The organism is Cryobacterium sp. SO2 (assembly GCF_026151165.2).
In the GTDB taxonomy this organism is placed as follows: Bacteria; Actinomycetota; Actinomycetes; order Actinomycetales; family Microbacteriaceae; genus Cryobacterium.
This window is the reverse complement of the sequence record NZ_CP117849.1, coordinates 3,218,785-3,239,750: the sequence shown is the minus strand read 5'-3', so window position 1 is coordinate 3,239,750 and position 20,966 is coordinate 3,218,785. Positions and strand designations below refer to the sequence as shown.

General features: G+C 68.6%; 18 protein-coding genes. 14 read left to right on the top strand and 4 right to left on the bottom strand.

The genetic code is table 11. The annotated features are described in order from the left end of the window. Nucleotides 1-50 precede the first annotated feature (50 nt). From guaB to BJQ94_RS15230, 3 genes are all read left to right on the top strand, one after another. Nucleotides 51-1,553, top strand: a complete 1,503-nt coding sequence (guaB, locus tag BJQ94_RS15240) for an IMP dehydrogenase (protein ID WP_265401339.1) — start codon at nt 51-53, stop codon at nt 1,551-1,553. Nucleotides 1,554-1,655: 102 nt separating this feature from the next. After that, nucleotides 1,656-2,765, top strand: coding sequence for a GuaB3 family IMP dehydrogenase-related protein (locus BJQ94_RS15235; RefSeq protein ID WP_265401365.1), 1,110 nt, complete (start codon nt 1,656-1,658; stop codon nt 2,763-2,765). 49 nt (nt 2,766-2,814) lie between these two features. Then, nucleotides 2,815-4,539 (top strand): glycerol-3-phosphate dehydrogenase/oxidase, encoded by a 1,725-nt coding sequence (locus BJQ94_RS15230; protein WP_265401338.1) that lies wholly within the window; start codon nt 2,815-2,817, stop codon nt 4,537-4,539. A gap of 161 nt (nt 4,540-4,700) precedes the next feature. Here the strand turns inward: BJQ94_RS15230 and BJQ94_RS15225 are convergent, their stop codons facing one another. After that, nucleotides 4,701-5,675 carry a hypothetical protein gene (locus BJQ94_RS15225; protein WP_265401337.1) on the bottom strand — a complete coding sequence of 325 codons (975 nt, stop codon included), beginning with the start codon at nt 5,673-5,675 and terminating at the stop codon, nt 4,701-4,703. Between the two features lie 214 nt (nt 5,676-5,889). On the opposite strand from BJQ94_RS15225, the gene BJQ94_RS15220 reads away from it, so the two are divergent. The 5 genes from BJQ94_RS15220 to guaA are packed head-to-tail and all read left to right on the top strand — an operon-like array spanning nt 5,890 to nt 10,699. Continuing rightward, complete coding sequence (locus BJQ94_RS15220; RefSeq protein ID WP_104165663.1) at nt 5,890-6,417, top strand: TrkA C-terminal domain-containing protein; 528 nt, start codon at nt 5,890-5,892, stop codon at nt 6,415-6,417. Nucleotides 6,418-6,420: 3 nt separating this feature from the next. Continuing rightward, a complete protein-coding gene (locus tag BJQ94_RS15215) occupies nt 6,421-7,779 on the top strand; it encodes a cation:proton antiporter (RefSeq protein ID WP_265401336.1) in 1,359 nt (452 codons plus the stop codon). Further along, on the top strand, nt 7,776-8,582 hold the full coding sequence (locus tag BJQ94_RS15210) for an SURF1 family cytochrome oxidase biogenesis protein (RefSeq protein WP_265401335.1): 807 nt from the start codon (nt 7,776-7,778) through the stop codon (nt 8,580-8,582). The genes BJQ94_RS15215 and BJQ94_RS15210 overlap by 4 nt, the downstream gene beginning before the upstream one ends. Before the next feature lie 9 nt (nt 8,583-8,591). Further along, entirely contained in the window at nt 8,592-9,029 is a 438-nt protein-coding gene (locus BJQ94_RS15205; RefSeq protein WP_265401334.1) for a DUF3817 domain-containing protein, read from the top strand. Continuing rightward, nucleotides 9,026-10,699, top strand: coding sequence for a glutamine-hydrolyzing GMP synthase (guaA, locus tag BJQ94_RS15200; RefSeq protein ID WP_265401333.1), 1,674 nt, complete (start codon nt 9,026-9,028; stop codon nt 10,697-10,699). The genes BJQ94_RS15205 and guaA overlap by 4 nt, the downstream gene beginning before the upstream one ends. A 385-nt stretch (nt 10,700-11,084) precedes the next feature. Here the strand turns inward: guaA and BJQ94_RS15195 are convergent, their stop codons facing one another. Together BJQ94_RS15195 and BJQ94_RS15190 are read right to left on the bottom strand one after the other, a co-directional pair. Beyond that, complete coding sequence (locus tag BJQ94_RS15195; RefSeq protein WP_265401332.1) at nt 11,085-11,900, bottom strand: Bax inhibitor-1/YccA family protein; 816 nt, start codon at nt 11,898-11,900, stop codon at nt 11,085-11,087. Nucleotides 11,901-12,003: 103 nt separating this feature from the next. After that, entirely contained in the window at nt 12,004-12,627 is a 624-nt protein-coding gene (locus tag BJQ94_RS15190) for a hypothetical protein (RefSeq protein ID WP_265401331.1), read from the bottom strand. 38 nt (nt 12,628-12,665) lie between these two features. Between BJQ94_RS15190 and BJQ94_RS15185 the strand changes: the two genes are divergently transcribed. From BJQ94_RS15185 to BJQ94_RS15170, 4 genes are all read left to right on the top strand, one after another. After that, nucleotides 12,666-13,703 (top strand): glycerophosphodiester phosphodiesterase family protein, encoded by a 1,038-nt coding sequence (locus tag BJQ94_RS15185; protein ID WP_265401330.1) that lies wholly within the window; start codon nt 12,666-12,668, stop codon nt 13,701-13,703. A 48-nt stretch (nt 13,704-13,751) separates the two neighbouring features. Continuing rightward, complete coding sequence (locus BJQ94_RS15180; RefSeq protein ID WP_265401329.1) at nt 13,752-16,232, top strand: UvrD-helicase domain-containing protein; 2,481 nt, start codon at nt 13,752-13,754, stop codon at nt 16,230-16,232. Continuing rightward, complete coding sequence (locus BJQ94_RS15175) at nt 16,229-17,335, top strand: FUSC family protein (protein ID WP_265401328.1); 1,107 nt, start codon at nt 16,229-16,231, stop codon at nt 17,333-17,335. The genes BJQ94_RS15180 and BJQ94_RS15175 overlap by 4 nt, the downstream gene beginning before the upstream one ends. 192 nt (nt 17,336-17,527) lie before the next feature. Next, nucleotides 17,528-17,758 carry a hypothetical protein gene (locus BJQ94_RS15170; protein WP_265401327.1) on the top strand — a complete coding sequence of 77 codons (231 nt, stop codon included), beginning with the start codon at nt 17,528-17,530 and terminating at the stop codon, nt 17,756-17,758. Between the two features lie 331 nt (nt 17,759-18,089). Here the strand turns inward: BJQ94_RS15170 and BJQ94_RS15165 are convergent, their stop codons facing one another. Next, entirely contained in the window at nt 18,090-18,503 is a 414-nt protein-coding gene (locus BJQ94_RS15165; protein WP_265401326.1) for a DUF3054 domain-containing protein, read from the bottom strand. 257 nt (nt 18,504-18,760) lie between these two features. Between BJQ94_RS15165 and sucC the strand changes: the two genes are divergently transcribed. Next, on the top strand, nt 18,761-19,930 hold the full coding sequence (gene sucC / locus BJQ94_RS15160) for an ADP-forming succinate--CoA ligase subunit beta (protein ID WP_265401325.1): 1,170 nt from the start codon (nt 18,761-18,763) through the stop codon (nt 19,928-19,930). Between the two features lie 14 nt (nt 19,931-19,944). Further along, complete coding sequence (sucD, locus tag BJQ94_RS15155; protein ID WP_265401324.1) at nt 19,945-20,832, top strand: succinate--CoA ligase subunit alpha; 888 nt, start codon at nt 19,945-19,947, stop codon at nt 20,830-20,832. Nucleotides 20,833-20,966: the final 134 nt, after the last annotated feature.

The window sequence follows — 20,966 nt, the reverse complement described above, 5'->3', positions numbered from 1 at the left end:
CCAGGGATTTCCGGACTTTTTTCCTTATCCGCGAATGCAAAAGGGGTTTCATGGATCAGCCAGATCCGTTCGGTTTCACCGGGCTCACCTACGACGACGTCCTTCTCCTGCCGGGACACACCGACGTAATTCCGAGCGAGGCCGAGACAAAGTCCCGGCTAACCCGCAGAATCAGCGTTGCGACGCCTCTGCTGTCCGCCGCTATGGACACTGTCACCGAGACGCGGATGGCGATCGCCATGGCGCGCGAAGGTGGCCTGGGCATCCTGCACCGCAACCTGTCGATCAGTGACCAGGCCGAGCAGGTCGACCTCGTCAAGCGCAGCGAATCCGGCATGATTACCAATCCGGTAACGACTTCGCCCGATGCCACCGTTGCGGAGGTCGACGCCATCTGCGGACAGTTCCGGATCAGCGGTCTGCCGGTCATCGACAACGACGGTGTGCTCGTCGGCATCATCACCAACCGCGACATGCGCTTCGTCTCCACTGTGCAGAAGCACACCATGAAGGTGCGCGAGGTCATGACGAAGGCCCCTCTCATCACGGGCAAGGTGGGAATGGCGCCGATGGATGCCGTGGCCATCTTCGCCACGCACAAGATTGAGAAGCTGCCGCTCGTCGACGAGGCCGGCCGCCTCACCGGGCTCATCACGGTCAAGGACTTCGACAAGAGCGAAGAATTCCCCAACGCCACCAAGGACGACGCGGGTCGCCTGCGCGTCGGCGCGGCCATCGGTTTCTTCGGCGACGCCTGGCAGCGCGCCACCAGCCTGCTCGACGCCGGTGTGGACGTGCTCGTCGTCGACACCGCCAACGGTGACAGCGCCGGTGTGCTGGAGATCATCCGCCGGCTCAAGAAGGACCCGGCGTTCGCCGCCGTGGACGTGATCGGCGGCAACGTCGCCACTCGCTCCGGCGCGCAGGCGCTCATCGACGCCGGTGCGGACGCCATCAAGGTGGGCGTCGGCCCCGGCTCCATCTGCACCACCCGCATCGTGGCCGGCGTGGGCGTGCCCCAGGTCACCGCGGTCTACCAGGCGTCCCTCGCTGCCCGCGAGACCGGCGTGCCGGTGATCGCGGATGGCGGCCTGCAGTACTCCGGCGACATCGCCAAGGCACTCGTCGCCGGCGCGGACACCGTGATGCTCGGCTCGCTCCTGGCCGGCTGCGACGAGAGCCCGGGCGAACTGGTTTTCGTCAACGGCAAGCAGTTCAAGACCTACCGCGGCATGGGCTCACTCGGCGCGCTGCAGACCCGCGGCAACAAGACCTCCTACTCCAAGGACCGCTACTTCCAGTCGGATGTCCCCACCGACGACAAGCTCATCCCCGAGGGCATCGAAGGTCAGGTGCCGTATCGCGGACCGGTCTCCGCTGTGGCGTACCAGCTCATCGGCGGGCTGCGCCAGTCGATGTTCTACGTGGGCGCCCGCACCATCGAGGAGCTCAAGAACAAGGGCAAGTTCGTGCGCATCACGGCCGCCGGCCTCAAGGAGAGCCACCCGCACGACGTTCAGATCGTGGTGGAGGCACCCAACTACCGCCGCTAACCATCTGCGAGCCGTGAGCAAAGCCCCGAAAACCTTGAGTTTTCGGGGCTTTTCTCACGGTTCGGCGACCAAATGCGCTGCGACTAAACTGGTCGGGTGAGTATGGAAATTGAGATCGGCCGGTCCAAGCGCGCACGGCGTGTGTATGCCTTCGACGACATCGCGGTGGTGCCTTCCCGGCGCACCCGTGACCCCGAGGATGTGTCGGTCGGCTGGTCCATTGACGCATACCAATTCGACATCCCCTTCCTCGCCGCCCCGATGGACTCCGTCGTCTCACCGACCACGGCGATCATGATGGGCCAGCTCGGCGGTCTCGGCGTGCTCGACCTCGAGGGCCTCTGGACCCGCTACGAAGACCCGGAGCCGCTGCTCAAGGAGATCCGCGAGCTGCCCGCAGACCAGACCACCGCGCGCATGCAGGAGATCTACGCCGAGCCGATCAAGCCGTCCCTCGTCACCGCGCGCCTCGCCGAGATCCGCGCCGCCGGCGTCACCGTGGCCGGCGCCCTGTCGCCGCAGCGCACCCAGGAGCTTTACGAGACCGTCGTCGCCGCCGGCGTCGACCTCTTCGTCATCCGCGGCACCACCGTGAGCGCCGAGCACGTCTCCCGCAACCAGGAGCCGCTCAACCTCAAGAAGTTCATCTACGACCTCGACGTGCCCGTCATCGTCGGCGGCGCCGCCACCTACACCGCGGCCCTGCACCTGATGCGCACCGGCGCGGCCGGTGTGCTCGTCGGCTTCGGCGGCGGCGCGGCCTCCACCACCCGCACCAGCCTCGGCATCCACGCCCCCATGGCCACGGCCGTGGCCGACGTCGCCGGCGCCCGCCGCGACTACATGGACGAATCCGGCGGCCGCTACGTGCACGTCATCGCCGACGGCGGCCTGAGCACCTCCGGCGACATCGTCAAGGCCATCGCCTGCGGTGCGGATGCCGTAATGCTCGGCACCGCCCTCGCCCGCGCCACCGACGCGCCCGGCGGCGGCTTCCACTGGGGTGCGGAAGCGCACCACTCGCAGCTGCCCCGCGGCAAGCGTGTCGAGGTCGGCACCGTCGCCCCGCTCGAGGCCATCCTCTACGGACCGGCCTCCGCCGCGGACGGCACCGCCAACCTGGTCGGCGCCCTGCGTCGCTCGATGGCCACCACCGGGTACAGCGGAATCAAAGAATTTCAGCGGGTAGAGGTAGTTGTAGCGCCGTACTGAGTGAACTAGCGTCGAAGCAAGCACCACCGATGGCGATGGGAGTTTGCAGATGACGCACGATAATTCGGTGACCAGGTCCACGAAGCTCGGACCTGAGGAACGCGCGGCGGCGATCGAACGCCTTAAATCCAAGGAACTCGACATCCTCGTTGTCGGTGGCGGCATCGTCGGCACCGGCAGCGCGCTGGATGCCGTCACCCGCGGCCTGAGCGTCGGCCTCCTCGAGGCGCGCGACTGGGCGTCCGGCACCTCCAGCCGTTCGTCGAAGCTCGTGCACGGCGGCATCCGCTACCTCGAACAGCTCGACTTCCGCTTGGTGAGGGAAGCCCTCACCGAACGCGGACTGCTGCTCAAACGCATCGCCCCGCACCTGGTCAAGCCGGTGCGCTTCCTCTACCCGTTGAAGAAGCGGGTGATCGAGCGCGCCTACGTGGGCGCCGGCATGCTGCTCTACGACGTGCTCTCCTACGTGGGCGGGCGCCCCGGTGTGCCGCACCACCGGCACCTCAGCCGCGGCCAGGTGGCCAAGATGGTGCCCAGCCTCAACCACAACGCCCTCGTCGGGGGCATCACCTACTACGACGCGCAGGTTGACGACGCGCTCTACGTGGCGTCGCTGGCCCGCACGGCCTCGGCCTACGGCGCTCACGTCGCCAGCCGGGTGCGGGTCGAGGGATTCATCAAGGTGGGCGAACGCGTGGTGGGCGTGCAGGCGCACGACCTGCAGACGGGGGAGCGGTTCGAGGTGCGCGCCAAGCAGGTGGTCAACGCCACGGGCGTCTGGACCGACGACACCCAGCGGATGGTCGGCGAACGCGGCACCTTCAAGGTGCGCGCGTCCAAGGGCATCCACCTGGTCGTCCCGCGCGACAGGTTCCAGTCGGCGATGGGGCTGCTGTTGCGCACCGAGAAGAGCGTGCTCTTTGTGATCCCCTGGGGCCGGCACTGGCTGATCGGCACGACCGACACCGACTGGCACCTGGACAAGGCGCATCCGGCGGCCACGGCGGCCGACATCGACTACCTGCTCGAACACGTCAACGCCGTGTTGCAGGTCCCGCTCACCCGGGAAGACGTCGAGGGCGTCTATGCGGGACTGCGGCCGTTGCTGGCGGGGGAGAGCGAGCAGACCTCCAAGCTGTCCCGCGAGCACCTGGTCGGTCACTCGGTGCCCGGCTTGGTGGTGATCGCCGGCGGCAAGTGGACCACGTACCGCGTGATGGCCAAGGACGCCATCGACGCGGCCGTGGATGCCCTCGACGGCCTTGTGCCGCCGTCGACGACGAAGGAGATCCCGTTGCTCGGCGCCGAGGGGTACCGGGCGGCGTGGAACAAGCGCGGCAAGATCGCGCACGCGTTCAACCTGCACACGGTGCGGATCGAACACCTGCTCAACCGGTACGGCACCCTCACCGACGAGCTGCTCGACCTGATCAAGGAGCGGCCGGAGCTGGCCGACCCGCTGCCGGGAGCCGACGACTACATCCAGGCCGAGGTGGTCTATGCCGCCACGCACATGGGCGCCCTGCACCTCGAGGACGTGCTCGCCCGCCGCACCCGCATCTCGATCGAGGCCTGGGACCGGGGAGTCTCCGCGGCTCCGGTCGCCGCGCGGCTGCTGGCCGGGGTGCTCGGCTGGGACACCGAGCGCGAGGAACGGGAGGTGTCGATCTACCTCAAGCGGGTCGCCGCCGAGCGGGCCTCCCAGACCCAGCCCGACGACGAGTCTGCCGACCGGGTGCGCCTGGAGGCGCCCGACATCGTGACGAACTGACCGTGCGGGTGGCGCGGGGTGGCGGGGGTGACGCCCGCCCCGTCTGCTCCGCTCGTTGCGCCCCGGGTGGCGCAGTGCGCCAGCTATAGCTGGCGCATCGGGCCACCAGAGGTGCAGCGACGGTACCCGACTCACGCAGGGGGTGCGCTGCCTCGTGCCGGCTAGCGCGCTCGCGGCACACCGTTGCGAGTGAGGAGGTCGCCCAGAGCCGGAAGGGATGTGGCAACCGGCCAGTCCCACCGAAACACGCCCAGCCCCAGTGCGCGCAGCCTGTCTTCCCGGATCTTCTCGGCGATGACAACGTCGGCGGCGGGGCGCCCGCGGGTGAACTCGTCCCGCAGGTACTTGCCGTGGCCGTCGAACTCGCCGACGGAGCGGATGCCAGGCCAGAAGAAGTCGGAATACCCGATCAGGCCGGCCCGATCCCAGTGCGGCACCTGCAAGTCCGGAGCGAGAAACCCCAGCAGGAAGATGCCGGCCCGGCTGATCGACTCTCCCGCGGAGCCGGATAGCGGCGTGGCGAACTCCAACACCCGCCCAGCTGCCGCTCGGCCGGGTACACGGCCGAGCTGTGCGAGTTCCCGCTCGAGTTCGGCTCTGGTCGTCAGTGGCGCACCATTGCGGGGCTCGTGTATGGCCTTGTCCACCACCGCTACCGCCCGACCGAATGGGAGCATCCGGGCCATGGCCACCGCGGTGGCCGCGACGGACGTCACCCGAAGCCCATCGTGCTCTACGACGTCGAGGCAATGCTCCTGAGAATGACGCACAACACCGGGCCGGGATCGTCCGCCCGCTGCCGCCGACGCAGTGAGGTGGATCTCCGACGGCCAGGTCCCGACAACCGGCAGCCCCCACAGAGCGGCCGCGGAGAAGTGCGAGTAGACGGCGGGCCCCTCGGCGACAGCTGCATGGGCTCGGATCTGACGGAGGTAGCGCTCATCCGCTCCCAGGGCAGCCCACTCTGCGGTGAGCACGTACACCCCTCGGCGCAGACGAATGACGGTCTGTCGTTCGAACTCGAGGCGAAGCTCCCGTTGGAGGCCGACGCACCCCGCGTCGCTCGCGAGGATCAGCCCGTCGCGGCTGGACAGCGCGGCGAGCATGCCGAGGGTGGTTGATGAGGAGATTCCCATGCCGACAGGCTCGCAGAGTGCGAGGACTGTCGGCGGGAGCCGGTGACATCTGTGCACTCCCGATCCACGCATCTGTTTGAGTGCGCCTCGTATGGCGTGGTGCGCCAGGCATAGCTGGCGCACCGGGCCACACGGGGCGCACCGAACCCCGGGCAACCGGCCGAAAGCCTCCGGTAGAATAGTCACACCGCCCACAAGCCTCAGGAGTCGCACCATGGTTGACGTTCGACGGGTCAAGCTCCCCGGTGTGGGTGTGCTGCACACCTTCATCACCGATGACGGCGGCAAGGTGGGCGTCATCGCGCACCGGTCCGGTCACAGCGACCTCATCACCTTCGCCGATGACGAGGGCGGCCCCGACGCCAGCAAGGTGTCCCTGCGCCTGAGCGAGGACGAAGCGCACACCCTCGCCGAATTGCTCGGCGGCACCCAGATCACCGAGTCGCTCACCGCGCTCGACCAGATCCCCGGGCTCAGCATCGACTGGTTCACCGTGGATTACGAAGACCATATAGCCGGCCAGCCGCTGGGCAACCCCGCCGAGCGCGGCATCGCCGGCCTCACCGTCGTGGCCGTCGTCCGTGGCGAATCCGCCAACCCCGCTCCCGCGCCGGACTTCAAGGTTTTCCCCGGCGACACCCTCGTGGTGGCCGGCTCTCCCGAGAAGGTCGCGAAGGCCTTCGCCTTCTTCCGCACCGGTGAGATCAAGTCCAAGCCCGTCGACGCGCCGCCTGGAGGGTAGTCGATGAACCTCGGTGAAGATCTACTCACCCTGGGCATCCTGCTCGTGGTTGCCTACGTCCTGGGCCGCCTGGGCAAGCTGATCGGCCTGCCGTCGATCCCGATCTACATGATCGTCGGCCTGCTGGCCAGCCCGTACAGCGGATGGTTCCCCCTCGACTTCCACTCGGCCGACATCGAACTCATCGCGGTCTTCGGGCTGATCCTGCTCTTGTTCAGCCTGGGCCTCGAGTTCGATCAGGATGCCTTCTTCGGCGACGCCGGAAAACTGCTGATCTCCGGCGGCTCCTACATCCTGATCAACATGGGCGCCGGATTCGCGTTCGGCCTGATGGTGGGCTGGGGCACCAGGGAGGCCCTCGTCATCGCCGGCATGACCGGCACCTCGTCGAGCGCCATCATCACCAAGCTGCTCATCGAGCTGCGCCGGCTGGCGAACAAGGAAACCCCGATGATCCTCGGGGTGACGGTGGTCGGCGACATCTTCATCGCCGTGTACCTCGCCATCGTCTCCGTCGTGCTCAGCGGCAAGACCGAGATCTGGCCGATCGTGCTGCAACTGGGCATCGCGTTCCTGTTCCTCGTGGTGATGTTCTCCGTGGCCAGGTGGGGCGGCCGGGTGGTGTCGCGGCTGATGCGCACCAAGGACGACGAACTCTTCACCATCCTGTTCTTCGGCCTGGCGGTGCTCTTCGCCGGCATCGGCGAGATCATCGGCGTCACCGACGCCATCGGCGCGTTCCTCATCGGCGTGGTGCTGGGTGCCAGCACCTACCGGGGGCGCATCGAACGGGTTGCCGTGCCGCTGCGCGACGTCTTCGGGGCGTTCTTCTTCCTCAACTTCGGCCTGGCGCTGAACGTCGCCGAGTTCGGCTCGGTGATCGGCGTGGTGGGCATCGCGATCGTGATGACCTTCGTGCTGAGCCTGGGCTCCGGCATGCTGCTGGCCCGGATGCACCAGATGGGGGTGCGGGAAGGCCTCAACACCGCAGCCATCTTCGTCAACCGCGGCGAGTTCACCCTGATCCTGGCGACCCTCTCGGTGAGCGCCGGCCTCGACGCACGGCTGCAACCCTTCGCCGGCCTCTACGTGCTCACGATGGCGATCCTCGGCCCGCTGTTCACCGCCAACTCCGAGAAGATCGGCGCCGCGCTGGGCCGCCGGTCCAAGGCCGCGCATCCGCCCATTCGCACCCAGGAGCGCGACGCCATGCGCGCCGAGGAGATCGCGCTCGTGGAAGCCGCCACCAAAGACCAGAAAGCCGGTGACCCGATGATGGACTTCATCTCGGACAGCTACCCGGCCGCCAAGAAAAAGGCCGACAGCACCGGCGCCGACGACCGCTCCGGAGACTACTCATGATTCGTATGATGCTGCGCCCCCGCTGGATCGCCGCCCTGCTGCTGGCCCTGGCGATCGCCGCGGCGTTCGCGCTGCTCGGCCAGTGGCAGCTCGACCGGGCCATCTCATCCGGCCAGGTCGTTGAGCGCAGCACCGAGACCGTGCAGCCGCTGACCGACACCGTGTCGCCGGACGGCCCGCCCCGCCAGGCGGCCGAGGGACAACTGATCGAGACGACGGGCTCCTACGTGCCCGGCGACGAGCAGATCATCAGCGGTCGGCACAACGGCGGCGAGACCGGCTTCTGGGTGGTCAGCCACTTCGTCACCAACGAGGGCGCCAGCATCGCCGTCGCCCGTGGCTGGACGGCCGACGCGGATGCGGCCGCCGACGTGCGCGACCGGCTCGCCACCGAGATGACGATAGCGTCGCTGCAGCCGCTCACCGGACGGTTCCTCTCCTCCGAAGCACCCGCGCTGCCCGACGAGGACGCCGATCCGCACACCATGACGACGGTGTCGACCGCGGCGCTGATCAACCTCTGGGCGAACTGGGACGACCAGTCCGTGTACCAGGGCTACATCGTCGACTCCGCCGCGCCGGACGGCCTGAGCCTCATCGACTCCCCGGAGCCGGAGGTGGAGGTTCCGCTGAACTGGCTGAACATCTTCTACGCGCTCGAGTGGGCCGTCTTCGCCGGCTTCGCCGTGTTCCTCTGGTACCGCCTCGTGCGCGATGCCTGGGAGCGCGAAGCCGAGGAGGCCGAGCTCGCGGCCGCCGACGCAGCCGCCGACGCCGACCGGCCGCACGCCGCGGCCCCGTAGAATTAGCCCATGCCACTTGAACCCAAGCCCACCGACCTGCCCAGAATCCCCGGTGCGCTGCGGCTGTACCAGGTCTCGTCGATCATCACCGGTGTCTTCCTGCTGCTGCTGTGCGTCGAGGTCATCCTCAAGTTCGTCTTCCAGTACGAGATCGAACTGGGCGGCCCCAACGGCTTCCTCGCGCTCGTGGCGCGCGACTCCGTCACCGCGTTCAACCTGAGCACCGCGATCCTGATCGTGCACGGCTGGTTCTACGTCCTGTATCTGTTCGCCGACTTCCGTCTCTGGAGCATCATGCGCTGGCCCTTCCCCACCTTCCTGCTGATCGCCCTCGGTGGCATCATCCCGTTCCTGTCCTTCTTCCTGGAGGTGCGGATCGGCAACCGGGTCAAGGCCTACCTTGCCGCGCACTCCGGTACTCCGGTGGAAAGCAGGGCACGCGCATGAGCGCCGTGAACCCGATGGACATCGTCGGAGCCGACGGCGCCGAGGGCGCTGAGGGCCTCGAAAACCTGCTCGCCACCGATTCCGTGGAGCCCGCGGCATCCGGCATCAGCCGCCCGGTGCTGGTGGTGGACTTCGGCGCGCAGTACGCGCAGCTGATCGCCCGCCGCGTGCGTGAGGCATCCGTGTACTCGGAGATCGTGGCGCACTCGATCACCGCTGCGGAGGTCGCCGACAAGAACCCGATCGGCATCGTGCTCTCCGGCGGACCGTCCAGCGTCTACGCCGAGGGTGCCCCCAGCTTCGACCCGGCCATCTTCGACCTCGGCATCCCGGTGCTGGGCATCTGCTACGGCTTCCAGGTGATGGCCACCGCCCTCGGCGGCGAGGTCTCGCACACCGGCCAGCGCGAATACGGCTCCACGCCCGTCGTGGTCTCCGACAGCGTCAACGCGCTGCTCGCCGACCAGCCGGTAGAGCAGACCGTGTGGATGAGCCACGGCGACTCGGTGTCCAAGGCCCCGGAAGGCTTCACGGTACTTGCCTCCACGGTGTCGACCCCTGTTGCCGCGTTCGCCAACGACGAGCGCCGCCTCTACGGCGTGCAGTGGCACCCGGAGGTCAAGCACTCCGCGCACGGCCAGCACGTGCTGGAGAACTTCCTGCACCGCGCCGCCGGCATCGCCGCCGACTGGAACAGCGGCAACGTCATCACCGAGCAGGTCGCCAAGATCCGCGCCCAGGTGGGCACCGGCAAGGTCATCTGCGGACTCTCCGGCGGGGTCGACTCCGCCGTCGCGGCCGCCCTGGTGCACAAGGCCATCGGCGACCAGCTCGTCTGCGTGTTCGTCGACCACGGCCTGCTGCGCCAGGACGAGCGTCGCCAGGTCGAGGAAGACTACGTCAAGGCCACCGGCATTCGCCTGGTGACGGTGGATGTGCGCGAGCAGTTCATCCAGGCGCTGGCCGGGGTCAGCGACCCGGAGACCAAGCGCAAGATCATCGGTCGCGAATTCATCCGCACCTTCGAGCAGGCCCAGGCCGAGCTCATCAAGGAGGCCGCCGAGATCGACGGCGACCCGATCCGGTTCCTCGTGCAGGGCACCCTGTACCCCGACGTCGTCGAGTCCGGCGGCGGCAGCGGCACCGCCAACATCAAGAGCCACCACAACGTGGGCGGCCTGCCGGAGGACCTGCAGTTCGAGCTCGTCGAGCCGCTGCGGGCCCTGTTCAAGGACGAGGTGCGGGCCATCGGCGCCGAGCTCGGACTGCCCGCCGAGATCGTGCAGCGCCAGCCGTTCCCCGGACCCGGCCTGGGCATCCGCATCGTCGGCGAGGTCACCCAGGAGCGTCTCGACCTGCTGCGCCAGGCGGATGCGATCGTGCGCGCCGAACTGACCGCCGCCGGCCTCGACCGCGAGATCTGGCAGTGCCCGGTCGTGCTGCTCGCCGATGTGCGCTCCGTGGGCGTACAGGGTGACGGCCGCACCTACGGCCACCCGATCGTGCTGCGCCCCGTGTCTTCTGAGGACGCCATGACGGCCGACTGGACCCGACTGCCGTACGACCTGCTCGCCAAGATCTCCAACCGCATCACCAACGAGGTCGACGGGGTCAACCGCGTGGTACTCGACGTCACGTCGAAGCCGCCGGGAACCATTGAATGGGAGTAGGCATTTCGCCGCTCCCGTAGTTGTGCCGGAAGCACCCTCGCCCCGCGCGAGGGTGCTTCCGCCGTTAACCCGGGCTGCCCGAGCGATGCGCCGCCGCCGTACTCGCGGTGCGCACGTGATGCGCCGTGCGCACGTGATGCGCCGTGCGCGGATGCCGTCGCGCGGGTCAGGCGCCGCTGCGCGGGTTGCGTGCCACCGGCGCAGCGACCCGCCCCACCGATGCGCGGGTCAGGCGCCGTTCCGCGGGTGGCGTGCCACCCGCGCAGCGGCGCGTAGCCCGCGCACCTCGTTTTCGCGCGTGAACGACGAGAGGGCCGGCCCGTGGTGGGCCGGCCCTATCGGGTGGTGCGGGTGCTGCGTGCCGGCGCCGGGGCCGGGGGGAGCGCTAGTCTCTGGCGATCGCGAAGATGCGCAGCAGCTCCACGTACAGCCACACGACGGTGACCATGATGCCGAACGCGCCGCTCCAGCCGTACTTGCGCGGAACACGGTTGTTGACGCCGCGCTGGATGAAGTCGAAGTCGAGCACCAACGAGTACGCGGCCATGAGCACCGCGAGGACACCGATGACCAGGCCGAGCTTGATCTCGAAGCCGGCGATCTCGATGCTGCTGCTGCGCATGCCGAACGCGCCGTCGGCAGCACCGAACATCATCATGCCGAAGTTCACCAGGGAGAACACGGCGTAGCCGACCATCGCGATCAGGAAGACCTTGGTGGCCTTCGCCGACGCGCGGATCTTGCCGCTGGAGAACAGCGCCAGGGTCACGCCGACGACTACGAGGGTCGCGATGACGGCCTGGGTGACGACGCCGGCGTAGATCTGCTCGAAGACGCGGGAGATGCCACCGACGAACAGGCCCTCCATCGCGGCGTACGCGAGGATCAGGGGCGGCGACGGCTCCTTCTTGAACGCGTTGACGAGGCCGAGCACGAGCCCGCCGATCGCGCCGAGGATGAGCAGGAACGGCGCGACGGGCGTGAGCACCCATGCCGTGGCCGCTGCGGCGAGCAGGATGACGAACGCGATGACGGTCTTGCCGATCGTGTCTTCATAGGTCATCCGGTCGGTGTCCTGCGAACCGGCGGACGGCGCGTTGTAGAGCGTCTGCAGGTCGTTGTCGGAAAGCACCTTGGACGTTGCAACGGCGCCGGGAGCGCCGAACGCGGCGTTTCGGAATGCGGGGTTGGAGGTTGCCATGGTTTCCTGCCTAACAATCAGCTGGGTCGGGGATACGCACCGTCGGCCGGCGCGTGAGTCTGTGCACCAAATCTACTGGAACAACCCGTAGTTTGCTGAGAGTCTACTCAGGGTTGACAGGGTGGCCATCGAGGGCCGCGGACGCCCCGGCCGGCACCGTGGAGGCCGGGCCGTAAGCCTGGTCCGCCGGCCCCGGCGCCGTCGAGGTGCCGCGCGTGTTGCGCGCCCGCCGCGCCCGCCAGGCGATGATCCGGTGCCACCGCCAGATCGCCAGCGCGCGGCCGAGCCAGGCACACGCCACGGTCGTCAGGGTGCCGCTCACCAGCCCGATCCAGTTCTGGCCGTATTCGTTCAGCGCGCCCTTGAGCACGAAGCTCAGCACGATCACCGGCACAACGGCCAGGTAGCTCAGCGGCGGTCGGTGCCTGGCGAACAGCCATCCGGCCAGCAGCACCGCGAAAGCCCCCATGAAATCCGGGCCGGCCACGAGCACCAGCGCGGCCACCAGGCAGGGCAGCAGCACGAACAGCCGACGCCACAGGGCTCCAGGCAGGATCATCCAGCCGACCAATTGTACGAGGGGTCCGAGCAGCAGGAACCACAGGCTGTAGGTGCTCGTCAGGTTGGTGGCCGCCGCGCCGAGAACGATCGTGACCAGCCCAACCCCGTACCGCCACCGGGGGTTGCCCCAGCGCACGCGCGGGGTGGGTTCGATCCAATCGTTCATAATCTGTGATTCTCGCAGGCCACGGCTAACCTTGAGACATGTTGCCCCTCGTGATCGGCCACCGCGGCGCCAGCGGCTACCGTCCCGAGCACACCGAGGCCGCGTACAGCCTGGCTTTCGCGCTGGGCGCTGACGCCGTGGAGCCCGACATCGTCGCCACCAAGGACGGGGTGCTGGTCGTGCGGCACGAGAACGAGATCTCCGGCACGACGGATGTGGCCGATCACGCCGAATTCGCCGGCCGGCGCACCTCGAAGGTCATCGACGGCGTCGCCCTCACCGGCTGGTTCACCGAGGACTTCACCTGGGCGGAGCTGCGCACCCTGCGCGCCCGCGAACGGCTGCCGGCGCTGCGCACCATGAGCGCCAGCTTCGACGGGCTCTTCCCGATCCTGCGCCTGCGCGATGTGTTCCGGCTGGTGGACCGGGCGGAGGCTCCCCTCGACCGTGAGCTCGGCGTGGTGGCCGAGATCAAGCACGCCAGCTACTTCGAGTCGATCGGGCTGCCGCTGGACGAACTGTTCGCCGCCGAGGTCAACGAGGCCGGCTGGAACACGGGCGAGGGCCGGCTCACCATCGAGAGCTTCGAGCGCACGGTGCTGGCCCAGGTGCAGGCGCGCGGGGTCTTCGGCCGGCGGGTGTTCCTGCTCGAGGCCACCGGCGCCCCCGCCGACCTCGTCGCCAGGTTCGGCGACCGCGCCACCCGCTACGAGGACTACCTCACCGACCTGGCGCTGTACCAGCTCGGCCACCAGGTCGATGGCATCAGCGTGCCCAAGTCCCTCATCCTCAACACCGACGCGGACGGCACCGTCGACGGTGCCTCCGACCTCGTCGACTCGGCGCACGCGGCCGGCCTGGAGATCTTCTGCTGGACGTTGCGGCCGGAGAACCGGTTCCTGGCGCCCGGTTTCCGGGTGGGAACGCGCAAGGCCGATGTCGGCAACTGGCAGGCCGAATTCCGCACGATCATGGACACCGGCATCGACGGCGTCTTCGCCGACCACCCCGACCTGGCGGTCTTCGTGCGCGACGGGATGCACACGCGGATGCCGCATCCGCTCGCCCCGGCCTGACCTGCTGCCGGGCGTGATGTCGGCCGCTGCGCCTAGAATTGGCTGGCCATGACATTGTCCTCAGACCTGCCCAACACCCCCGCACCCAGGTCGTCGGCGACCCCGATCATCCTGGACGGCCGCGGACCGATCGGCTCCGGCAGCACCGGTGCCGACGACTCGTACCAGAGCCCGTTGTTCGACGGACTCAACCCGCAGCAGCTCGAGGCCGTGAAGTACCGCGGGCCCGCCCTGCTCATCGTGGCCGGCGCCGGCTCCGGCAAGACCAGTGTGCTCACCCGTCGGGTGGCCGGCCTGATCGAGAGCCGCGAGGCCTGGCCCAGCCAGATCCTCGCAATCACCTTCACCAACAAGGCCGCCGCCGAGATGCGCGAACGGGTCAAGGCCCTGCTCGGCCAGGCCTCTGACGGCATGTGGATCAGCACCTTCCACTCCTCCTGTGTGCGCATCCTGCGCCGCGAGGCCGAGAGCGCGGGCCTGTCGACCAACTTCAGCATCTACGACTCCGCCGACAGCAAAGTCACGATCAAGCGCATCATCAAGCAGCTCGACGCCGACACCCTCGGTTTCACCCCCGGCAACGTCGCCTCCAAGATCTCCAAGCTCAAGAACGAGCTGGCGGATGTCGATTCCTACGCTCGCAACGCGAACATGAGCGACCCGCAGGAGGTCATGTTCGTCGAGATCTTCCGCCAGTACACCCGGCGCCTCCGGGCGGCCAGCGCCCTCGACTTCGACGACCTGATCGGCGAGACGGTGTTCCTGTTCCGGGCCTTCCCCAAGGTCGCGGCGCTGTACCGGCGCCGGTTCCGGCACATCCTGGTCGACGAATACCAGGACACCAACCACGCCCAGTACGCCCTGGTGCGGGAGCTCACCCGCCCGGTCGACGCCGAACTCGCCGATGACATGGAGGATCAGGGCCTGCACGTCAAGAACCTGCAGGATGCCTCCGGCCAGATCCCCGGTGCGAGCCTCACCGTCGTCGGCGACTCCGACCAGTCCATCTACGCCTTCCGTGGCGCCTCCAGCCGCAACATCACCGAGTTCGAACGGGACTTCCCCGGTACCAAGGTGATCCTGCTCGAGCAGAACTACCGCTCCACCCAGAACATCCTCTCCGCCGCGAACGCCGTGATCGGCAACAACTTCGACCGCCGGGAGAAGCGGCTCTGGAGCGCCGGCGGCGACGGCGAGAAGATCGTGGGCTACACCGCGTACAACGGGCACGACGAGGCCCAGTTCGTGGCCGACGAGATCGAGGTGCTGCACCAGAAGGGCATGGCCTACCGCGACATGGCCGTGTTCTATCGCACCAACGCGCAGACCCGTGCGCTGGAAGAGATCCTGGTGCGGGCCGCGGTGCCGTACCGGGTCGTCGGCGGCACCAAGTTCTACGAACGCGCCGAGATCAAGGATGCGCTGGCGTACCTCATCGCGGTCGCCAACCCGCAAGACGAGTTGGCGCTCCGCCGGATCCTGAACACCCCCAAGCGCGGCATCGGCCCGGCCACCGAAACCCAGCTGGCCAGCTTCGCCGAGACGAACGGCATCACCTTCCGGCAGGCCATGCGCGACTCCGGCGGCCTGGGGCTCGGCCCCAAGGTGACCGGCGCCATCCTGCAGCTGGCCACCCTGCTCGACTCGGCCGCGCTCATGATGGATCCGGAAAACCCGGCCGGAGCCTCCAACGTCAGCGACCTGCTCAGCTTCCTGCTCGCCGAAAGCGGCCTGCTCGCCGTGCTGCGGGCCAGCCGCGACGCGCAGGACGAGGTGCGGGCGGAGAACATCGAGGAGCTCGTCGCCCAGACCAAGGACTTCAACCGGGAGAACCCCGACGCCGGCCTGGTCGACTTCCTCACCCAGGTGTCGCTTGTCGCCGCCGCCGACGACCTCGACGACGCCTCCGGCACGGTATCGCTGATGACGCTGCACACCGCCAAGGGCCTCGAGTACGAGGCCGTGTTCCTCACCGGCGTCGAGGAGGGGCTGCTGCCGCACCAGATGTCGGCCGGCGAGCCCGGCGGCCCGGCCGAGGAACGGCGCCTGTTCTACGTGGGCATCACCCGCGCCCGGCAGCGGCTGTACCTGTCGCTGGCGATGACCCGCGCCCAGTTCGGCGAGGTGAACGTGGCCATGCCCAGCCGCTACCTGCAGGAGATCCCGGCGACGCTGATCGATTGGAAGCAGTCGCCCGGCATGGCCAACTCCCGGGGCGGCACGCAGCCGCGGGCGCTCAACGCCCGCAGGGACGGCGGCGGCTTCGGCTCCCGCAGCGGCACGCCCGGCCAGCTGCCGCCCGCGCCCAAGCCAAAGACCGAGTGGGCCAACCGGGTCACCGCGCAGGTGCGTGACAACGGCGACCTCACCCTCAACGCGGGCGACCGCATCCGTCACGTGGACTTCGGCGACGGCCGGGTGAACCAGGTCACCGGTGAAGGCACCAAGCGCATCGCGCACGTACAGTTCGACACGAGCGGGGCGAAGAAGCTGCTGATCAAGATCGCCCCGATCGAGAAGATCGAGTGACCGGCCCGCACCACGACGATTCAGCGGATGCGCCCGCCCGGCCCGAATCCCTGAGGCAGTGGGCGCGGTCGGTGCGCGCCCTCGACCTGGAGGTGGCCAGCCGGGCGACGCTCGCGATGGTGGTTCCCCTCATCGTGCTGGTGATCGCCGGCCGTGTCGACTGGGCGGTGTACGCCACCTTCGGCGGCATGACCGCGCTGTTCGGGCGCGGCGAACCGTACCGGCTACGGGCCCGCTCCGTGAGCATCGCGGCGGTCGGGATGCTCGGCAGCATCGGCTTCGGGCTCGTGATGGCCGCCATCGGCGCGCCGCTGGCGCTGCTCACGCTCGGTCTGATGGCCGTGATCGTGCTCGGGGTGCTGCTGATCAGCAGCACCGGGCTGTTCCCCGGCACACCGCTGTTCTTCGTGTTCGCTTACACGGTGTGCGCGCAGGTGCCCACTGAACCCGGCGACGTGCTGCCGAGTCTGCTCGTGGGGGCGGCCGGCGCCGCGTTCGCCTGGCTCGTCACCATGTCGGGCTGGGCCGTGCGCAAGGCCGCGCCGGAGCGCTCCGCCGCGCTGTTCAAGGCGTTGCCCCGGCGCCCCCGGATCAACCGGGCCGCGTACCGCGACCGGCTGGTCTGGCTCTCGATCGCGCAGATGCTCGTGGGGGTGCTCGTGGCCGGCGGCCTGGCGATACTGGCGGGCATCGGGCATCCGTACTGGGCCGTGGTGAGCGTGGTGGCCGTGCTGCCGCCGCCCGGCGCCAGGCACTCCACCTCCCGTGCCTTCCACCGCATCTTCGGCACCGTCGCCGGAGTCGTGCTCACCGCGCTGATCCTGCTGCCCGGCCCGCCGATGTGGGTGCTGATCCTCGTGATCGGCATCGGCCAGTTCGGCGCCGAGATCCTGGTCGGCCGGCACTACGGCGCCGCCCTGCTGTTCATCACACCGCTGGCGCTGACGGTCTCCCACCTGGCCAGCCCGGCGTCGGTCTCTGAGCTTCTCGTCGACAGGGTCGTGGAAACGGCGCTCGGCGGCGCGGTCGCCCTCGTGATCGTGGTCATCACGCGCGCCGGCCTGGCCCGCGCCGCGGCCCGGCGACCGGCCCCGACGGGCTGAGCCTCCGCGGCCGGCTCTCCTTTCCGCTGGTCTCCTCGCTGCCGTACCGGCTCCCGACCGCGCCTTGTCGGCAGTCGCAGACGCAGGTACGGTGTGCTGCACCGGGGAACCCTGCGCGCCCGTCGCCCGTCGCCCGTTCTCCCGCTCCCCGCTCACACCAGTGTCGGTCCACGTTTCGAAGGAGGCTCGATTGTGACCAACGATTCCGGCGGCCTGTGGCCGCACGACCCGGAGGCGCTCGATGACAACCGCTTGGTCGACGACCTGGAGATCCCCGAAGACGAGGACCTGCTCCCCGACGAGGAAGACACCGCCGCCACCGACATGGACACCGCCGACGAGTGGGGCGACGACGCCGACAACCGGCTCGTCGACCTCGGCGACGACGAGACCGACAACGATGAGGACGACCTCGACCGTTAGGGGCGGTCGTTCCCGTCTCGTTGGTTGAGCTTGTCGAAACCTGGTGACGCGTCTGCGGATGCCGGCCATCCGTTGGCGACGCTGTCTCGCGGGGTCTCGACAAGCTCGACCAGCGGGTGGGTCGAGGTCGTGCCCGTGTCGTTGGTTGAGCGTGTCGAAGCCTGGTGAGGTGTCTGCGGATGCCGGCCAGGCGTTTGCGGGGTTGTCTTGCGGGGTCTCGACGGGCTCGACCGGCGCGGGTGTCGAGGTCGTGCCCGTGTCGTTTGTTGAGCTTGTCGAAACCTGGTGAGGCGTCTGCGGATGCCGGCCACGGGTTGGTCACCGTTCGGGGTTATAGGCTGCCGCCCCGAACCGCATCCGTGCCTGCCGTGCGACCGCGCAGGCGGCGCGTGAGGAGGGCGATCGCGCGCCAGCCGAGCAGGAACACGCCGATCACCAGGACGGTGACGATGACGAAGCTGAGCTGCACGCCCTGGCCGCTGGCCACCCGCAGCAGCATGCCCACCACGACGGTGATCAGCCAGACGCCCAGTCCGGTCCACACGATCTGCAGGGGCGTCCGCCAGGCCCGCAGCACAAGCCAGCCAACGAGCAAGCCGCCCAAGAACGGCCACCAGGTGCCCAGCACACCCCAGAGACCCTCACCGTGGCTGGCCCGCCCGATCACCACGAACAGCAGTAGCAGGGCCGCATCCAGGCCGGCCGCGAGCGAAATGAGGGCGGGGCTGGAATTGCGATACGGCATGTCTCCAGAATACGGGCATCGGCATCCGCTCGTTTCGGAAGAAAACACGCTCGTTCCTCGCGCACACCGTGCGTTCTCCCGAAATGGCGTTCGGTAGGCGGGTCTCGACAGGCTCGACCAGCGAGCTCGGCCGCCGATCTGAGAAGGTAGAGTTTGACAGGGTCAGTATCTCTCGACGTCGAGCTAGTTTCGCGCCGGGGAGGCCGACCACCCACACCCCATGCACGGAACGCTATGACGCGGATTGGAAGAGCAGCGTGGATCTTTACGAATACCAGGCCAGAGACCTGTTTGAGCAGTATGGAGTCCCGGTTCTGCCGGGCATCGTCGCAGACACTCCCGAGGAGGTGCGCGCCGCGGCCGAGAAGCTCGGCGGTGTCGTCGTCGTCAAGGCGCAGGTCAAGGTCGGCGGCCGCGGCAAGGCCGGCGGCGTCAAGGTCGCCAAGACCCCGGATGAGGCCGAAGCCGCCGGGCGCGCCATCCTGGGCCTGGACATCAAGGGGCACACCGTGCACCGGGTGATGGTCGCCGGGGGAGCCCGCATCAAGCAGGAGTTCTACTTCTCGGTGCTGCTGGACCGGTCCAACCGCTCCTACCTCTCACTCGCCAGCTACGAGGGCGGCGTGGAGATCGAGGTTCTCGCGGTGGAGAAGCCCGACGCGCTCGCTTACGTGGCGATCGACCCGAACGCCGGCATCGACCTGGCCACGGCCAAGGAGATCGCCGTTCAGGCCAAGTTCCCCGCCGAGCTGGTCGACAAGGTCGCCCCGGTGTTCGTGCAGCTGTACAACGTCTTCACGGGCGAGGACGCCACCCTCGTGGAGGTCAACCCGCTGGTCCTCACTGACGAGGGCGACATCATCGCCCTCGACGGCAAGGTCACCATCGACGAGAACGCCGGCTTCCGCCACCCGGGCCACGCCGAGCTCGAAGACAAGGCCGCCGCGGACCCGCTCGAGGCCAAGGCCAAGCAGAACGACCTGAACTACGTGAAGCTCGACGGTGAGGTCGGCATCATCGGCAACGGTGCCGGGCTCGTCATGTCGACCCTCGACGTGGTCGCCTACGCCGGCGAGGACTTCGGCGGCGTCAAGCCGGCCAACTTCCTCGACATCGGCGGCGGAGCATCCGCTGCCGTCATGGCCGCCGGCCTCGACGTGATCCTCGGCGACCCGCAGGTGAAGAGCGTCTTCGTCAACGTCTTCGGCGGTATCACCGCCTGCGACGCCGTCGCCCACGGCATCGTCGGCGCGCTCGCCACCCTCGGCGACGCCGCCAACAAGCCGCTGGTCGTGCGCCTCGACGGCAACAACGTCGAGGAAGGCCGCCGCATCCTCAACGAGGCCAACCACCCGCTGGTCACGCTGGCCGCCACCATGGACGAGGGCGCCGCCAAGGCCGCCGAACTCGCCTACGCCGCGAAGTAAGGGAACCCAAGAGAATGTCTATCTTCCTCAACAAGGACTCCAAGGTCATCGTTCAGGGCATCACCGGCGGCGAGGGCACCAAGCACACCGCCCTGATGCTCAAGGCCGGCACCCAGATCGTCGGCGGCGTCAACGCCCGCAAGGCCGGCACCACCGTCACCCACGGTGACGTCGAACTGCCCGTCTTCGGCACGGTCGCCGAGGCGATGGCGAAGACCGGCGCGGATGTCTCCATCGCGTTCGTGCCGCCGGCGTTCACCAAGGACGCCGTCATCGAAGCGATCGACGCCGAAATCGGCCTGCTCGTGATCATCACCGAGGGCGTGCCCGTGCAGGACTCCGCCGAGTTCTGGGCCTACGCCCAGGAGAAGGGCAACAAGACCCGCATCATCGGGCCGAACTGCCCCGGCATCATCACCCCCGGTGAGGCGCTCGTGGGCATCACGCCGGCGAACATCACCGGCAAGGGCCCGGTCGGCCTGGTCTCCAAGTCGGGCACCCTGACCTACCAGATGATGTACGAGCTGCGTGACCTGGGCTTCTCCACCGCCATCGGCATCGGCGGCGACCCCATCATCGGCACCACCCACATCGACGCGCTCGCCGCGTTCGAGGCCGACCCGGAGACCCTCGCGATCGTGATGATCGGCGAGATCGGCGGCGACGCCGAAGAGAAGGCTGCCGCGTACATCAAGGAACACGTCACCAAGCCCGTCGTGGGCTACGTGGCCGGGTTCACCGCCCCCGAAGGCAAGACCATGGGCCACGCCGGCGCCATCGTCTCCGACGGCGCCGGAACCGCGCAGGGCAAGAAGGAGGCCCTCGAGGCCGCCGGGGTCAAGGTCGGCAAGACGCCGAGCGAGACCGCGACCCTGCTGCGCGAGGTGCTCGCCGCGCTGTAACCGCACCATCCGATGAAGGGCCCGCCGACCGGCGGGCCCTTTCTCGTGCCCGGGGCGGCGAGTATCATGCCCGCAATCGACGGATGCGCCCGGCCGGCCCCGGTCGGCCGGGCACCGTCGGGCCAGGACGTCGA

Coding starts and splice junctions, on each gene's coding strand:
- guaB (WP_265401339.1), top strand. CDS start 51: ATGGATCAGCCAGATCCGTTCGGTTTCACCGGGCTCACCTACGACGAC.
- BJQ94_RS15235 (WP_265401365.1), top strand. CDS start 1,656: ATGGAAATTGAGATCGGCCGGTCCAAGCGCGCACGGCGTGTGTATGCC.
- BJQ94_RS15230 (WP_265401338.1), top strand. CDS start 2,815: ATGACGCACGATAATTCGGTGACCAGGTCCACGAAGCTCGGACCTGAG.
- BJQ94_RS15225 (WP_265401337.1), bottom strand. CDS start 5,675: ATGGGAATCTCCTCATCAACCACCCTCGGCATGCTCGCCGCGCTGTCC.
- BJQ94_RS15220 (WP_104165663.1), top strand. CDS start 5,890: ATGGTTGACGTTCGACGGGTCAAGCTCCCCGGTGTGGGTGTGCTGCAC.
- BJQ94_RS15215 (WP_265401336.1), top strand. CDS start 6,421: ATGAACCTCGGTGAAGATCTACTCACCCTGGGCATCCTGCTCGTGGTT.
- BJQ94_RS15210 (WP_265401335.1), top strand. CDS start 7,776: ATGATTCGTATGATGCTGCGCCCCCGCTGGATCGCCGCCCTGCTGCTG.
- BJQ94_RS15205 (WP_265401334.1), top strand. CDS start 8,592: ATGCCACTTGAACCCAAGCCCACCGACCTGCCCAGAATCCCCGGTGCG.
- guaA (WP_265401333.1), top strand. CDS start 9,026: ATGAGCGCCGTGAACCCGATGGACATCGTCGGAGCCGACGGCGCCGAG.
- BJQ94_RS15195 (WP_265401332.1), bottom strand. CDS start 11,900: ATGGCAACCTCCAACCCCGCATTCCGAAACGCCGCGTTCGGCGCTCCC.
- BJQ94_RS15190 (WP_265401331.1), bottom strand. CDS start 12,627: ATGAACGATTGGATCGAACCCACCCCGCGCGTGCGCTGGGGCAACCCC.
- BJQ94_RS15185 (WP_265401330.1), top strand. CDS start 12,666: ATGTTGCCCCTCGTGATCGGCCACCGCGGCGCCAGCGGCTACCGTCCC.
- BJQ94_RS15180 (WP_265401329.1), top strand. CDS start 13,752: ATGACATTGTCCTCAGACCTGCCCAACACCCCCGCACCCAGGTCGTCG.
- BJQ94_RS15165 (WP_265401326.1), bottom strand. CDS start 18,503: ATGCCGTATCGCAATTCCAGCCCCGCCCTCATTTCGCTCGCGGCCGGC.
- sucD (WP_265401324.1), top strand. CDS start 19,945: ATGTCTATCTTCCTCAACAAGGACTCCAAGGTCATCGTTCAGGGCATC.